This is a genomic window from Undibacterium sp. Ji83W (genome assembly GCF_049340385.1).
Taxonomy (GTDB): Bacteria; Pseudomonadota; Gammaproteobacteria; order Burkholderiales; family Burkholderiaceae_D; genus Undibacterium.
This window is the reverse complement of record NZ_JBMPOZ010000007.1, coordinates 257,675-273,117: the sequence shown is the minus strand read 5'-3', so window position 1 is coordinate 273,117 and position 15,443 is coordinate 257,675. Positions and strand designations below refer to the sequence as shown.

14 protein-coding genes and 1 pseudogene are annotated in these 15,443 nt (G+C 51.4%); 6 read left to right on the top strand and 9 right to left on the bottom strand.

What is annotated here, in order from left to right; all coding sequences use genetic code 11:
* Window positions 1-24 precede the first annotated feature (24 nt).
* Window positions 25-1,146, bottom strand: a pseudogene (locus tag ACO0LD_RS14475) (YifB family Mg chelatase-like AAA ATPase); the annotation flags it as partial.
* Between the two features lie 23 nt (window positions 1,147-1,169).
* Complete coding sequence (locus tag ACO0LD_RS14470; RefSeq protein WP_423007940.1) at window positions 1,170-1,412, bottom strand: accessory factor UbiK family protein; 243 nt, start codon at window positions 1,410-1,412, stop codon at window positions 1,170-1,172.
* Between the two features lie 424 nt (window positions 1,413-1,836).
* Between ACO0LD_RS14470 and ACO0LD_RS14465 the strand changes: the two genes are divergently transcribed.
* The 3 genes from ACO0LD_RS14465 to ACO0LD_RS14455 are packed head-to-tail and all read left to right on the top strand — an operon-like array spanning window position 1,837 to window position 4,568.
* Window positions 1,837-2,595 (top strand): TorF family putative porin, encoded by a 759-nt coding sequence (locus ACO0LD_RS14465; protein ID WP_423007938.1) that lies wholly within the window; start codon window positions 1,837-1,839, stop codon window positions 2,593-2,595.
* Window positions 2,596-2,610: 15 nt separating this feature from the next.
* Window positions 2,611-2,949, top strand: a complete 339-nt coding sequence (locus tag ACO0LD_RS14460; protein WP_110254759.1) for a P-II family nitrogen regulator — start codon at window positions 2,611-2,613, stop codon at window positions 2,947-2,949.
* 20 nt (window positions 2,950-2,969) lie between these two features.
* The gene (locus ACO0LD_RS14455; RefSeq protein ID WP_423007936.1) at window positions 2,970-4,568 is read left to right on the top strand and encodes an ammonium transporter; all 1,599 of its coding nucleotides are present in this window, start codon (window positions 2,970-2,972) and stop codon (window positions 4,566-4,568) included.
* Between the two features lie 262 nt (window positions 4,569-4,830).
* Here ACO0LD_RS14455 and ACO0LD_RS14450 read toward each other — a convergent pair whose 3' ends face one another.
* The 3 genes from ACO0LD_RS14450 to ACO0LD_RS14440 all read right to left on the bottom strand — a co-directional run bounded on the left by ACO0LD_RS14450 (window position 4,831) and on the right by ACO0LD_RS14440 (window position 7,366).
* Window positions 4,831-6,108, bottom strand: coding sequence for a tetratricopeptide repeat protein (locus ACO0LD_RS14450; RefSeq protein WP_423007934.1), 1,278 nt, complete (start codon window positions 6,106-6,108; stop codon window positions 4,831-4,833).
* Window positions 6,109-6,328: 220 nt separating this feature from the next.
* Entirely contained in the window at window positions 6,329-6,973 is a 645-nt protein-coding gene (locus ACO0LD_RS14445) for a hypothetical protein (RefSeq protein WP_423007932.1), read from the bottom strand.
* A 93-nt stretch (window positions 6,974-7,066) separates the two neighbouring features.
* Window positions 7,067-7,366, bottom strand: a complete 300-nt coding sequence (locus tag ACO0LD_RS14440) for a DUF2288 domain-containing protein (RefSeq protein WP_423007930.1) — start codon at window positions 7,364-7,366, stop codon at window positions 7,067-7,069.
* Between the two features lie 197 nt (window positions 7,367-7,563).
* Between ACO0LD_RS14440 and ACO0LD_RS14435 the strand changes: the two genes are divergently transcribed.
* Window positions 7,564-9,522, top strand: coding sequence for a bifunctional diguanylate cyclase/phosphodiesterase (locus tag ACO0LD_RS14435; RefSeq protein WP_423007928.1), 1,959 nt, complete (start codon window positions 7,564-7,566; stop codon window positions 9,520-9,522).
* A 292-nt stretch (window positions 9,523-9,814) separates the two neighbouring features.
* Here ACO0LD_RS14435 and ACO0LD_RS14430 read toward each other — a convergent pair whose 3' ends face one another.
* Window positions 9,815-10,516, bottom strand: a complete 702-nt coding sequence (locus ACO0LD_RS14430; RefSeq protein ID WP_423007926.1) for a transglutaminase-like cysteine peptidase — start codon at window positions 10,514-10,516, stop codon at window positions 9,815-9,817.
* A gap of 138 nt (window positions 10,517-10,654) precedes the next feature.
* Between ACO0LD_RS14430 and ltaE the strand changes: the two genes are divergently transcribed.
* On the top strand, window positions 10,655-11,686 hold the full coding sequence (gene ltaE / locus ACO0LD_RS14425; RefSeq protein ID WP_423007924.1) for a low-specificity L-threonine aldolase: 1,032 nt from the start codon (window positions 10,655-10,657) through the stop codon (window positions 11,684-11,686).
* 51 nt (window positions 11,687-11,737) lie between these two features.
* Here the strand turns inward: ltaE and ACO0LD_RS14420 are convergent, their stop codons facing one another.
* The 3 genes from ACO0LD_RS14420 to ACO0LD_RS14410 all read right to left on the bottom strand — a co-directional run bounded on the left by ACO0LD_RS14420 (window position 11,738) and on the right by ACO0LD_RS14410 (window position 13,726).
* Entirely contained in the window at window positions 11,738-12,784 is a 1,047-nt protein-coding gene (locus ACO0LD_RS14420) for a hypothetical protein (RefSeq protein WP_423007922.1), read from the bottom strand.
* Window positions 12,785-12,851: 67 nt separating this feature from the next.
* Window positions 12,852-13,148, bottom strand: coding sequence for a hypothetical protein (locus ACO0LD_RS14415; RefSeq protein WP_423007920.1), 297 nt, complete (start codon window positions 13,146-13,148; stop codon window positions 12,852-12,854).
* Between the two features lie 44 nt (window positions 13,149-13,192).
* Window positions 13,193-13,726 carry a hypothetical protein gene (locus ACO0LD_RS14410; RefSeq protein WP_423007919.1) on the bottom strand — a complete coding sequence of 178 codons (534 nt, stop codon included), beginning with the start codon at window positions 13,724-13,726 and terminating at the stop codon, window positions 13,193-13,195.
* 199 nt (window positions 13,727-13,925) lie between these two features.
* Here ACO0LD_RS14410 and ACO0LD_RS14405 point away from each other — a divergent pair, with 199 nt between their 5' ends.
* Window positions 13,926-15,440, top strand: coding sequence for a sigma-54-dependent transcriptional regulator (locus ACO0LD_RS14405; protein WP_423007917.1), 1,515 nt, complete (start codon window positions 13,926-13,928; stop codon window positions 15,438-15,440).
* The last annotated feature ends 3 nt before the right edge of the window (window positions 15,441-15,443 follow it).

The following is a 15,443-nucleotide window of genomic DNA, read 5'->3' as shown; positions in this document are numbered from 1 at the left end:
TTATACTTTTCTTGTATCTTTTCATAAGATGTCTGGCGTGCAGCGGCACTTGCCATTACTGTGGCCAAAGTAGCCACAAGGACATGGATTCATGGCTGCAATTAATTGAAAGCGTGCCGGGAAGTCAGCCTGTCTTGCCGCACGAGAAATGGTGATGTGACCAGATTCCAGCGGTTCACGTAAAACTTCCAGCACTTTTCTATCGAACTCGGGTAATTCATCGAGAAAAAGGACGCCACGATGTGCGAGCGAAATTTCACCCGGTCTTGGTGTACCTCCACCCCCAACTAATGCTACCGCAGACGCCGTATGATGAGGCGATCGGTAAGGGCGTGCCTTCCATTTCTCTATGGAAAAGCCTGAAGTCAGGGATTGTACTGCTGCTGATTCCAGTGCCTCCTGATCTGTCATGGTAGGCAAAATGCCTGGGAAGCGGGCGGCCAGCATTGATTTTCCGGTGCCAGGCGGCCCCATCAACAAGACTGAATGCGATCCTGCTGCGGCCACTTCCAGAGCCCGTTTGGCTTGTAACTGGCCTTTGACTTCGGCAAAGTCGGCATATTTGGGGCGGCTGGGTTTGGAACTGGGTCTGTGACGCACCAGTCTTTGTTCGCCATCTACACCAGCAAAGTGAGCGCATACCTGTAGCAGTGAATCTGCAGGATAAATAGCAGCATCGCTGACTAGCGCGGCTTCATCTGCGTTCGCGCGCGGCAAGATGAAGGCGGGTTCCTGTTCAGTATGTTGCAGGCTTTTGCAAATCGCAAATGTCATGGCCAGCGCGCCACGTATCGGCCGCAGTTCGCCCGACAGCGAGAGTTCACCAGCAAATTCATATTGTTCCAGCGCGTCTCCGGGGATTTGCCCGGATGCAGCCAAAATACCAAGGGCAATTGGCAAATCAAAGCGGCCAGATTCCTTGGGCAAATCAGCGGGTGCCAGGTTTACCGTGATGCGCTTGTTGGGAAATTCAAAGCGTGCGTTCTGCAAGGCGGCCCTGACCCTGTCCTTGGATTCCTTGACTTCGGTTTCTGGCAAGCCGACGATGGTGAAGGCAGGGAGGCCATTCGCCAGATGCACTTCCACAGTCACCTGTGGCGCATCCATACCATTCAGGGCGCGGCTTTTGAGGACGGCTAGTGACATGCGGTCTGAGGCGTGTATGAGGTTTATTGGTCTTTTGGTGGCGTTTCCAGTGCAGCCACTCGGGCTTCCAGGGCTTCGAGCTTGGCGCGGGTCTTGGCCAGGACTTGTGCCTGGATATCAAACTCTTCACGCGTGACCAGGTCCAGCTTGGAAAAACCCTGGCTCATCATGGCTTTGACATTTTTTTCTATGTCCTTGGCAGGTGAGTTTTCCAGTGCCTGGCTGATCTTGGCCTGCATGTCATTAAAGAAATTTTGCTTATCCATTTTAATCCTCTATCTTGTAACTGCACACTTATGGTGCAAATCATGCTTTGCCACTTTTTTGTGCGAAATTGCTCTTGCCCAAAATTGGTGCGCAATATGGCTTTTTCGCTTGCAATTTTACCTACGAAGCAATGATAGCGCATCTTGCCCGAACCACGACTGGTATTGCAGCGCAATATAAAAAACAGACGGGACGCAGAGTTTATCTGGCTGTATGCATATTAATACACTCTGGCTGCCGTGCTGCGTATTCACTTTATTGATGAGATAGCCATGGTTGGCACGACTCCTGCTAACAGGTAAGGGAAATAAGAATTTAAGAGTCTGGCCATGCAAGTAGTAATGAGTGTTGTCATTCAGTGCTGAAAACAGATTCTGTCCAGGGTTCAATCAAATCAAATCTTAATCATTAGGGGGAAGCGCAATGAAAAAATTAGTAATCGCCGCTGCTGTAGCCACAACATTCTTTGGTGGTTTTGCCCAAGCAGAAGATGCCAAGCCAGAAGCCAAGCCAGATAATGAAGTCAGCTTCAACATTGGTGTTGTCAGCGAATACCGCTACCGCGCGATTGCCCAATCACGTCTTGACCCGGCTTTGCAAGGTGGCGCTGATTATGTGAATAACCCTAGCGGCTTTTATGCTGGTACATGGTTGTCCACGATCAAATGGACCAAGGATGCGGGTGGCGGTGGCGATCTTGAATGGGATTTGTATGCCGGTAAAAAAGGCGAGATCACCAAAGATGTTTCTTATGACGTCGGCGTCCTGACTTATGTATACCCATCCAATGGGCTGAACAAGGTTGCTGGTTTTGCTGATGCCAACACGACAGAAATTTACGGCCAGTTAGGCATGGGGCCTGCATATATCAAGTATTCACATTCGGTCACCAACCTGTTCGGCTTTATCGATAGCAAGAACAGTGGTTATCTGGATATTGGCGCAAACATTGAGTTGCCTGAAGGTTATACGCTGGCTTTGCACGCTGGCCATCAAACCATCAAGAACAATGGTGCGTACTCTTATTCCGATTGGAAAATCGGTGTGAATAAAGAGTTTTTTGGTGTGAATTTTGGTATCGCAGCGTTGGGCACGAATGCAGAGAAGAAACTGTATGTCACGCCAGCGGGCAAGTTCACCGGCAAAACTACTTTGGTATTGTCTGCAGTTAAAACATTTTAAAAATTCGAGGCGAGCATGAAACTGATTACTGCAATTATCAAGCCTTTTAAGCTGGATGAAGTCCGCGAGGCCTTATCCACCATAGGCGTACAAGGGATCACCGTGACCGAAGTGAAGGGCTTTGGTCGTCAAAAAGGTCATACTGAACTGTACCGTGGTGCAGAGTATGTGGTTGACTTCCTGCCAAAGACAAAAATTGAAGCTGCCGTGGATGATGCGATTGTTGATCGCGCTATCGAAGCGATAGAAACTGCAGCCCGCACCGGCAAGATTGGTGACGGCAAGATTTTTGTCTATGACTTGCAACAAGTTGTGCGCATTCGTACCGGTGAAACCGGCAACGACGCACTCTGATAGCCTACCAGGGAGTTCACATGAAAAAACTGTTGAAGAACATACTGGCAGGGACCGCGTTGCTGGTCACCGTCGGTTTTACATCTGTAGCATCAGCGCAAGATGCATCGGCTAAAGCTGAACCAGCGGCAGCTTCTGCAGCCGCTGCGACTGCGTCGGCCAGTGCATCAGCACCCGCAGTTGCCCCGGCTTCTGCCTCGGCAACTGCAGTAGTTACACCAGCCTCTGCCCCAGCGGCAGCGGCTGATCCCGCAGCTGCCAGTGCCGCAGCACCTGCAGCACCGGCACCAACTCCAAATAAAGGCGACACTGCCTGGATGATGGTTGCCACCTTATTGGTTATCCTGATGACCATCCCTGGCCTGGCCCTGTTTTACGGTGGTCTGGTTCGCTCCAAAAATATGCTGTCTATCCTGATGCAGGTCTTCATGATCTTCGCGGTGATTATTGTTCTCTGGTGCATCTATGGCTATTCACTGGCATTCACCGAAGGCGGCAAAGTTATCGGTTCGTTTGACCGACTGTTCCTGAAAGGTATCTGGGATCCTGCCAAGGCGACCTTTGGTACTGCAGCGACATTCAGCAAAGGCGTAGTGATACCTGAATTTGCCTATGTAGCCTTCCAGGCGACATTTGCAGCCATCACTTGCGGCCTGATCATCGGTGCTTTTGCAGAACGTGCAAAATTCACTGCTGTCCTGTTGTTCGTGGTCTTGTGGTTCACCTTCAGTTACCTGCCTATCGCTCACATGGTCTGGTTCTGGACAGGTCCTGATGCGATCAAGGATGCAGCAACCCTGGCAACTGAAACTGCCAAAGCTGGTTTCCTGTTCCAAAAAGGCGCGCTGGACTTCGCTGGTGGTACCGTCGTGCATATCAATGCCGCAGTCGCTGGTCTGGTGGGTGCTTACCTGATAGGTAAACGTGTGGGCTACGGTAAAGAATCCATGGCACCTCACTCCCTGACGATGACGATGATAGGTGCGTCCCTGTTGTGGGTGGGCTGGTTTGGTTTCAATGCTGGTTCCGCTCTGGAAGCAGGCGATGTCGCAGCACTGGCATTCATCAATACTTTGCTGGCAACAGCTGCAGCAACTGTGTCATGGGTATTTGGTGAGTGGATGTCCAAAGGCAAGCCTTCCATGCTGGGTGGCGCATCCGGTGCGGTAGCTGGTCTGGTAGCGATTACGCCAGCCTGCGGTTTCGTCGGTCCTATGGGTGCGCTGATCATCGGTCTGCTGGCAGGTATTATCTGTCTGTGGGGTGTAAATGGTCTGAAACGCCTGCTGGGTGCAGATGATTCCCTCGACGTATTCGGCGTGCATGGTGTGGGCGGTATCCTGGGTGCCTTGTTGACAGGTGTGTTTGCTGCACCATCTCTCGGCGGCCAAGGTATATTTGACTATGTCACCAACAAAATGTCGGCTGATCCATACGACATCTTCAGTCAGGTCCTGGTACAAGGCACAGCGGTAATCACGACCATCGTATGGTCAGGCGTCGTGTCCTTCGTGGCTTACAAACTGGTTGATCTGGTTGTTGGTCTGCGTGTACCGGAAGATGAAGAACGTGAAGGTCTGGACATCACCAGTCATGGTGAGTCTGCATACCACTCTTGATTCGGTTCTTGATCTGATCGAAAAGTTTTTGCCCGGCTTGTATCTGCTTCATCGATAAAGCCGGGCAGTGAAGAAGTATCCAAAGGTGTACCGTCAGTACCGTAATCAGAGCTTGCGGTCCTGAATTTGACAGGCTGTTTTGCATTGCGCAAAACAGCCTTTTTTTATCTGCCTGCCTTTGATTGCATCATCAAAGGCGGGGCAAAAAAATACGCCACCCGAAGGTGGCGTAGATATTTAAACTGGGAAGATATCTGCCAGTTTATTTTGCCACAGGTGCAAATTTATCTGCAGGTACCAGCAACCACAAACGCGCCAGATCACCAGAGCCATCGCGGCCCTGGATAGGCTTCAGGGTTTCAACTGCCTTGTCGCGCTTGCCTGCTTTCAGGTAAGCCACACCCAGATGCAGTTTGGCTTCATCAGGAGATTTCAAGCCACCTTTCGCGATACCTTGCTCCATCAACGCCAGGCCTTTGTCGAATTGGCCGTTGATCACATAGTTGTAGCCAATGTTGACCATACCAATACCGGTCTTGGCATTTTTGGCCGCTGCTTCACCTGCATCCAGGCTCTTGACGTCGTCAGCAGCCTGCTTGTTGACGCGATCGCGCAATTGCTTGTGTTTGGTAGCTTCTTTGCCTGTGCCCAGCAAGTTTGCGGCATAGCCAGCATCAATCGCGGTTTTGGCTTCAACCGGCAAGCCTGCCAACAGAGCCAGTTCTGCCATGTCGACAAATTGCGCGCCATCTTCAAATTTGTCGTTGAGGATCAACAGGCGATAGTAGTCCAGCAGCAAGCGGTCAGAAAAGCCAGGTTTCTTGGTGACGCGATACAACAGGTCAGCCCAGAATTCTGGTTTTGGATACAGTGCGACCATGCGTTCCAGCGCAACTGTATAGCCATCCCAGTCCTTGAGTTGCTGATAGCTGCTGGTCAGCAGGCGCAGATTTTCTTCTGTTGTTTTGCGCTGCGCCTTGTCGTCTTCTGCCAATTGCACATTCAATACCTTGATCGTATTGGCGTAGTCATTTTCCAGATAATAGGAACGGGCGATCAGGTTGCTCATGCTTGCGTTGCCAGGATCTTTCGCCAACATGCGATTTGCCCAAACGCGGGATTCTGCGTATTTCTTTTCATTGAACAAAGTACCGGCAACGGCTTCAGTGAAATGCTTCTTTTCTGATTCTTTCAAGAACTCAGTGGCGATCATGGCATCCATCGCTTTTGCCATCATGGCAGAGTCATTGGTGCTGGAACCGATGACGGCACGTACGCGATTCAGTGCAAAATTTTCAAAAGGAGTTTTTTTCTCCATTGCTTCCAGCACAGCCAATTTTTCCTGTGCCTGTGGGAATTGCTTTGCGGCTACCAGCTCCATGATCTCATTGAGTGGCTTGCCCATTTCTGCACGTACGGATTGCTGCTTGGCAGGATCAGCCGCTTCTTGTGCCTGAACGGTATTCACAGTCACGGGAGAGAAGCCAGATCCAAGTGCTGCCAGCATCATGGCGGCGAACAGGTAAGAAGTTTTTTTCATGAATGATCCAGATAAAAAATGAAAATTGCCGTGTTGGCATTAAGCATGCAACAAACGACAACAAGTCAACAATAAATCAACGACACAAATGACCAGCATAATTAATGGCAAGGGCAGTATTTTATCTCTTGCCCTTGCCTGAGCAAGATAGTCCTGGTCTTTCCGTGCCAGCCTTGTTCACATTGCGCAATCCGGCATTATAGCCGAGCTGGCAACAGCATTACCATTTGCATCCAGTATCCACAACGGAGCTGACCGCCAGCGGGATGACAGCCAATAAGCCCAGACCTGAATATGCTTTCAGGCATTCTTTCTTTTCGGCACGTTTAGTGCCTTCGCCGAGACGCTTTTCAAGGCTGTCACCACGTCTGTGGCTGGCCTGCATTTGTTCTATTTCTGAGGGTTTGCGCTGGCGTTCCAGTGCCAATGCAGAACTGCGCAAAGCGTCCAGATCCAGCCCCGGGCTGGGCTGGCTATCCGGGCTGATGGCAAGTGGCGCAGGCTGGCTGATGGTGTCGGGTACTAATTCTACTGGCTGTTTGCCGGGCCGGAGAGATGGTTTGGCGGCTTTACTGGTGCTGCTTTCTTTGTGTATTTCTCTTTTATCAGTCTTTTCAGCTTTGCTTGCGGCTTCTACAGGCTGACTGATTTCAGGGGCAACAGGCTTGGGGACTATCGTCAACACTTGCAGATAGTGCACCAGAGGATTGATGTCGCCATGGCGTACAAATACGTTTTGATGGCGCAATAATTGCCAAAAAAGCATATGGGCGATGATCACCAGCAAGATCGCCAAAGCCGGATACCCCGGTTTGCTCATACCCGGATTTGCCGGATTGTCCACTTGTGCCAGCGAAAATTGCATCACGCCCTTCCAGAACTATGCTGATATTTAGTTTATCAGACTGTTTCAGCTTGCTAAAAGTTCATGTCACCCCGCAACTCAGCTGTCAGAACTTCATTTTTGGCGTTCCTGCACCAGTATCCAGGGCTTGACGACAACCGTCCAGTGCTGGGCATCTTGCTCCAGCCATGCCTGGGCCTGTTCATCGCTGACTTTGCCCAGTTGTTCATGTTCGAGCAGGGCCGTAATGACATCGGCATGGTCCTCGGCCATGTGCATGGCAACTTCAACCAGGTCAAGCCCAGGCTGGACCGCCAGTACAGTACCACTGGCAAAATGACGCAATAACTCACTCCAGGGGTAAGCTGCAGTTTCGAGATTGATCTTGGTACGCAAAATATCAGTATTGGACATATGAAATTTAATTAAAATATATTGATGAACGCTGGGTAAAAACTAGCCCACATCCACAATTTTATGCAAATACTGAAATAAAGCGGAAGAAATAAGTGGAAACGGCTATTTTCTTGTTAAAGTCGCCATAGGCAGAAAACATTGAAAATCGCAGACAGAAATGAGTTCCAGGGAATGAAAACACTCAAAGAGACCTTATGACGCTGAGACGCCAACTCCTTCTTGCTATATCCATCATATTTTTTGCTGTGTTTCTTGGCTTGCAAATCTTGTCGGCACTGACGATGCGGGATTATTTGCAACAGCAACTCGCCTCGCATGCACAAGATGCCGCTACGGCCTTGTCGCGGCCTTTGGAAGAAGCCCTGGTCAAGAATGACCAGACTCTGGCAAATATCCAGATTTCCACCCTGTTCGACCGTGGTTATTATAAAAAAATAGCCGTGCTTGATCCCGCTGGCAAAGTGATACTCAACAAGGAGCTTGGTGCTAACAAAGATAATGTGCCAGGCTGGATACCTGCCCTGTTCGATTTACAGACACCACCGGGAGAGGCTTTTATTTCTTCTGGCTGGCGTCAACTGGGCAAGGTTATTGTCGTCAGTCATCCGGCTTATGCCTACGAGTACCTGTGGCGCTCGATGAGGGAAATGGCTTTATGGGTGTTTGCCATGTACCTTGTGGTCTGGGGGCTGACGGTGGTATTGCTCAGAATTATCCTGGGCCCGCTGGAAAAAATAGAAGAAGTCGCGATCGCCATACAGGGTAAAAATTTCCGCCGTATCGAAGTCGTACCAAAAACACGTGAGCTGCAACGTGTGGTCATTGCCATGAACCACATGACAGAACGTATCTCCAGCCTGATTGATGAAGAAGTCGCCAAGGCAGAAAACTTCAGGCGCGAAGCCTTTATCGACAAAGTCAGTGGCCTTGAAAATCGCCATGGCTTTGACCTGCGCTTTAATCATTTATTGTCAGAAGAAGGGCGCTTTGAAACTGCCGTCATCTTTGTCCTGGAATTTGATGGGCTGAAAGAATACAACCATCAGCATGGCTATCAACAAGGTGATATCTTGCTGGCGGATGTGGCGACGGTGGTCACCGAAGTCTTTAGCAAGTACTCAAATATCCTTGGCCGCATAGGCGGTGCATCTATCGCGGCAGTCTGTATTGATGTTGACCAAAAGGCCATGAAACTGTTGGTTGATGCCTTGCAATACCGCTTGAACCAGGTATTGCTACGCGCTTCGCGTCAGGTTACTCTGGCTGCGGGTGCCCTGGTATTTGGTCCGGCACAGACACGTGGTGATATTTTTTCACGCGCTGATCTGGCCATAGAAACCATGCGTCAGTCTGGCAATGGACAAATCAGCCTGACCCATATGGAAGACAGCGAAGCCATGATTGCCGGTTCACATGGCTGGCGCACCCTGATCCACAATGCGTTGGCAGAAAATCGCTGGGTCTTGTTTGCCCAACCTGTCATGCGTTTGCAATTGCGTCAGCTTGTTCACCATGAAGTGTTTTCCCGCTTGCTTGATACCCAGGGTAATCTGGTTCCGGCCAATCAGTTTTTGCCCATGGCCTTGCGTCATCAACTCATGCCTGAGATTGATCAGGCGGTGATTACCCTCGTCATGGACATGCTGCAAAAAAATCGCGGCACGTATAAAAATATCGCCATCAATGTGTCACTGCAATCCATGGAGAGCAAGGAATTTTGCGACTGGCTGCAAGCACGTCTGAAATATTCACCAGAGCTGGCAGCCTGCCTGTCAGTAGAGATCAGTGAATTCGCCTGTACCAAAGACCATGCCGTGACCAGGAAATTTGTCAGTGCCTTGCGTGAAGCACGCGTGCGCTTTGGTGTCGATCATTTTGGCCTGGACCCGCATGCACTGAATTTTATCCGCGAAGTACCGCCAGACTATATCAAGCTAGATGGCGGTCTGGTGCAGGAAGTAGCAGCGAATGAAAGCAGTCATGCCCACTTGCGCGCCATCGTCAAATTTGCGCAATCCCTGGGTATTTCCCTGATTGCTCAAAATGTGGAAAGCGAAGCGTCGTTGCAATTATTGATTGCTGATCAGGTAGAGTGTGGTCAGGGGTTTTATTTTGGCGCACCGGAAAAGATAGTCGTGGTGGAGGCAGGATAAGCGAAGAGTTTCATTAGGGCTTACGAAAAGCTGTTCCAGCAAGGCTATCGCTTTTAGGAAACATCCCTTGCAAGGGATGTTCGTTACGTTGGCAGGCAACATGTTGCCTGAAACCCCAACTATACCTATCGCTTTCGGAAACCACCCTTGCAAGGGTGGCTCGTTTCATCGGCGAACAGCATGCTGTTCGAAACCCCGATTACACCGTAGCGACGAAGACAGTACTTTTAATACCGAATCTTGCTAAATACAGGAGCTGCAACGCAGCTGGAATGGCTTTTCGTAAGCCCGCTCACATGCGTTTTTCTTTTTCCATCTTTTCTATCAAATCTTTCCAGAGGCGCACTGTCGATGCGCCACCCTTGCGGGTAGTGCCGCTGGCCAGCCACAAGTCTTCATCATTGAAGCTATATACCGGCACAAGGTCATTGCGTGCTGAACCGGGCTGTATTTCTTCCACCAGGTTATCCAGTATCCATGGGTCTGCTGCCGGAGTCGGGTAGTAGGCCAGCACCATGTGGGTCTCGCCTATGCGTGTCGCCCGGACATAGGTGATACGCAAACGCTCGGCGGGTATGCCAAGGTCTTTCAGTGTCATGTATTTTGCCACTGCATAATCTTCGCAATCACCACCCCATGAGGCAATGAATTCCACTGGAGTTGCCCAATAGTCATTGACGCCCCAATGCTCCTGGTCTGTCAGGTAAGGGACACGATTATAAAAGTCATTCACCTGCCGTAAAACCGGCATTTCATATAGCCCATTGGTGGAGCGCGCTGCATTTTTGGCAAAGTCCTTGCCTGCGACTGTCCTGATCTTGTTGACGGCAATTTGCATTTGCGTCAGGCGACGTGGCCCCTCAACGCCAAAGCGCTTATTCACATGCTCGATCAGGCCATGCGAAAAATCCACCAAACCGGATACCACAACCGGGCTGATGAGGCCTAGCAGCAAAAACAGGCTGGCAGCAATTTTCGCATCCTTACTGCGCATGGGTGATTGGTCTGGTAAACATGGACAAGAGCAACAGTGTAGCTGTTTCTGCTGCAGCAATAGTCGCATTTGTGGTTTAAAAAATTGTTAGATGAAAATTGTTAAAATAGATGCATCTTTCGCCCTCAAGGAAAAACCATGTCAGAAAACCAGCAAAGCTGGATAGATTTACGCAGTGACACCGTCACCCGTCCTACCCCTGCCATGCGTGAACTCATGCACACTGCCGAACTGGGGGATGATGTCTATGGTGATGACCCCACCGTCAATCGCCTGCAGGCTTATGCAGCCGAGCTATTTGGCTATGAAGCAGCCCTGTTTGCGCCATCCGGCACACAAAGTAATTTGCTGGCCTTGCTTGCCCATTGCGCCCGTGGTGATGAATATATCGTCGGTCAAGAAGCGCATACTTATAAATATGAAGGCGGTGGTGCTGCCGTACTGGGCAGCATACAACCGCAGCCTTTGACTAACCAGGCAGACGGCAGCATTGCCCTGGACGACATTGCCAATACCATCAAGCCTGACGATTTTCACTTTGCCCGCAGCCGTTTATTGGCGCTGGAAAATACTATCGGCGGCAAAGTGCTGGCACCTGAATACATGCAGGCCGCAACCAGCCTGGCACATCAGCGTGGCCTGGCCACCCATCTTGACGGCGCACGTATTTGCAATGCCATCGTCAAACTCGGCATCAGCCCCAGGCAGGCGGCGCAGGGTTTTGATAGTGTTTCGGTCTGTTTGTCCAAAGGTCTGGGTGCGCCGATCGGTTCGGTACTCTGTGGCAGCCATGATTTGATCAATCAGGCCAAGCGCTGGCGCAAGATGCTGGGAGGCGGCATGCGTCAGGCTGGCATGTTGGCTGCTGCTGGTTTGTATGCGCTGGAACATCATATCCCGCGGCTGGCAGATGACCATGCCAACGCAGAACGCCTGGCAAATGGTTTGCGCCAGATCAGTGTCCTGCAGGTACAGGCTCCACAGACCAATATCGTCTACGCCGACCTGCCTGCCGCAGCTTGTGCGGGGCTGGCAAAACTGTTGCAAGAGCAAGGCATCATGGCCAGGGTGACACCGCATATGCGCATGGTCACCCATCTGGATGTATCTGCTGCTGATATCGATAAAGTGGTTGCGGTATTCCAGACTTACTTTAGCAACTGGAAATAGTATCTCTACGCATAAGGCGACTCTATTCAAGAATCGCCTTGTTGTTTATGGTTATCTGACATCCAGCATGGGGCTATACAAGATAATGCGGGCGATGTGCAAGCTGGTCTGGTCATCGCTCAGGCTCGCATGATCTACATGAGGCAAATTATTCAGGCCATGCCCCAGATTGTTTTGCGGGTATCTGGCTTTGGCAATGACGTTGAACAGGCTCAGGCATTGGTATAAGTGACTGTGCTCTGCCTGCCCATGATATGCCTGGGTCAGTTTTTCCAGACAAAAGCTGACCGTATTTTTTTCATGTGTCTGCCCATGCTTGTGTTTTACCGACACCGGGAAAGAGACGCTATTTTTGTTCATGGTATTCGTGATGGTTTGTAACCAGCTACGGGTGGCGACGTCATACACAATGCGGCAACTCAGGATATCACCGGGGCTGACTGGCATGCTGGGGCCGCCAAAGCAGGCTTGTGCAGGTTTTTGCCTGCCACCTGCATGCACATATTGGCCGCATACCCACCAGCCTCCATGTGCATTAAGTTTGTCAACGGCATTGATACCGGTGTTTTGTACAGGGCTGTAGCTAAGCACTGCCTGCAAGCCGCCATCCATCCATTCAGCGCTATTGTCCTGGCCTGGGCGCAGACAGGGCCACAGATAGGCATGCGCTTTGTCACTGTTCAAGAATGGCACCTGCACTTGTGCCTGTATCGAAATCCAGTTATTTCCTGGTGCGGCGGTAATACTCAGCTTGCTATCCGGTGCTGCTGGTTTTTCAAAGCAGTCTGCACCAGGTTCGGCATGCAATGCAGGTGCACCAGAAAAGAAGATCACATCGCCCGCATGCAAGACGTGATGGTGGTACATGATGGCGTAATGTTTGACGTAAAAGAAAAAAGTGATGCGGTCATCAGTTGCAGCAAATGCCTTGGCTTCTGCCAGCGTCATGCATTGCATGCGGCAAACTTCCAGACTTAAGCTGGCTTCATCCAGCACGGCCATGCCGCTGATTTTTTGCCATTGCAGTCCAGGTTCTTCTGGCGCAAAAATGACCAGGGGATCAAGTTCAGATGAGACGAGCTTTTTTTCTGTAATCATGTTTTGTCCTGATTTTGTCAGACGCCAGCATTAGTTCATTCGGGTTTGATACAGACAGGCACGGTCATCAACCCGTACTGTCATCACTTTTCCGGCGGTGATAAGCCGTTTTCATACTCGTTATGGCGGGCAGCTGTTTGTTGTCCACCCTGCGTCTGTCAAACCCTGCCTTTGCACCAGAAAACAGGCTGCGAAAACTCTCTATCGCTGCCGCCTCTTCAGCCTCGCTTGGTATGTGTTCACCAAACAGATTGGCTTGCAGTCTCAGCATGGGCGGCAAACAATCCTGGAAAAGCGCAAAGTCACCGACAGGATCAAGTTTCAATAACATTTCTGCATTCGCGAATTGCTGTGCGGGCTTCATACATGACTCCTGGATTAGTGTTGGCATGTTTTATTGCTCCCGGATTATTTGCAAAACATGGCATGCTGCATCATTCCCAGATCCAGCATGTCTTGTGCAGTCTTGCCGGGTTTTACAGCAACTTTGCGCAGTGGGGTTTGCGGTACAGCTTCAGGTGTCGCTTCGGTTTTTTTCTCTTGCTTCAGACTCAAAGTGGTGGACCATGGTGTATCTTTTGATGCCCAGGTAGTGGCCCACAAGGCATACGGCACTTCCAGTACCGACGGTGCCGGTTCTGGCAAGGGGCGCAGGCGCAAATGGGTAGAAGTGTGGACAGCCGCAGACCAGGCGGCCTGCGGGTCTTGTGGGCGGGTGACAGGTATCTGGGCGATGGTACTGATCCTGACGCGGCCCCAGTTGAGTTTGGCGTGCTCTACATTTTTTTGTATCAGTACACTGCGGGTTTCATTGTAGTAAACGTCGTCGGTCAGCAAACGCATGGCGATATTGCGGGCCAGCCTGGCTTTCAGCGCCATTTTGCTGAGCAACATGAATAACAGCAGATTGATTGCAATAAGCAAAATTTCAGTGGTGGGCATCGTTCTCTCCTTCAGGTGGCAAGCATGTTCACTTGCGCTATGCATGCCTGTTTGCAAACGCCGTGCCAGCAACGTTTCCCTAGGGAGAAGGCTATTTTTTATGCCCAATTGACATGTAAAGCATACAAATTTACATTGGCGCTTTACACTGTCGCTTTACATCTGCGACACCTGCGCCCAAGATTTGCAGCAAACAAAAATGACCGATACCGATTACACCCTGACCTCCCCCCTGGCCAAGCTGGCTGACAATGCGTCTGCCCTGCTGGGGCTGACCATCATCTGGCATCCAGACAGCCAGCGCATAGGTGAACAGTTCATGGCCAGCAATCCTGACGGCCTGGTTGACATCAATCGCTTCCTGCCGCTATTCCGCCATCCCGCCAAAGAGGGGTTGCCGCTGGGCTATGGCGGTATCTCGCGTGACCCGGTGCGCATCAGCCGCGATGCCACTGACGGCATCCTCATCACACCGCCAGCCAGCCGCATGGTGGTGGAGGTCAATGGCATAGAGCTAAGCTCGCCAGTGGCGCTCAGCCGTGAGCAGATAGAAGCAGGCGCTATCCTCGGCCTGGGCCGCGCCATCGTCATCTGCCTGCACTGGATGCGCTGCCTGCCCAAACACAATCCTGCACTTGGCTTCATAGGCGTAGGCAGCGCCGCCATCGTCGCCCGTGACCAGATACGCCAGGTCGCAGGGACTGAGTTACCCGTCTTGTTGCTGGGTGAAACCGGCACCGGCAAAGAAATTGCCGCCCGCGCCATCCACGCCTATAGCAAGCGCGCCAATGCAGAGCTGGTCAGTGTCAACATGGCAGCCCTGAATGAAGCACTGGCTGCGGCTGACTTGTTTGGCGCCGTCAAAGGCGCCTACACAGGCGCGCAAAACGCCCGCAAAGGCCTGTTTGCCGAGGCAGAAGGGGCAACACTCTTTCTCGATGAGATAGGCAATACACCGGCCAGCATACAACCCATGCTCTTGCGCGTGCTTGAAAGCGGCGACTACCGCCCGCTGGGTGCCCAGCAAGACCAAAAGTCCAGCGCCCGCCTGATCGCCGCGACCGACCAGGACTTATATAGCGAAGGCTTCAACCAGGCCCTGCTACGCCGCCTTGAAAGCTTCATCATCCATCTGCCACCCCTGCGTGCCCGCCGTGAAGATATAGGCGTCCTGCTGCTACACCTGCTCAGCAACAGCAAACTGCCCAACGATATAGGCACCAGCCTGCCGGTAGCATTGGTCAGTGAGTTTGCCAATTACGACTGGCCAGGCAATATCCGCCAGTTGTCGCACGTACTGCGCCGCACTCTGCTGGCATTGCAACTCGGTGAAGTGCCACAACTCGCCAGCCTGGTAAAAACCACTCACCATGCCCCATCCAGCGTGGCACAGGCCAGCATAATCACAGGCAGCAAAATCCCGCAGCCAGCCACGCCACGCAAAAAACTGGCCGAACTCAGTGACGATGACGTCCTGCGCGCCATGGAAAACAACGACTGGTATATACAGGGGGCTGCGCAAGAACTCGGTGTCTCGCGCCCATCCATGTACAAGCTGCTCGACAACCACAGCCAGATACGCCGCGCCGAACAGATACCCACAGAAGAAATTCGCCAGTCACTGGAAACCAGTGCTGGCGATGTAGAGGCTTGTGCTGCTTTATTGAAAACGCCTAGTGAGGCTTTGAGGCGGTATTTGAAGGTGGTCCGATAGTTT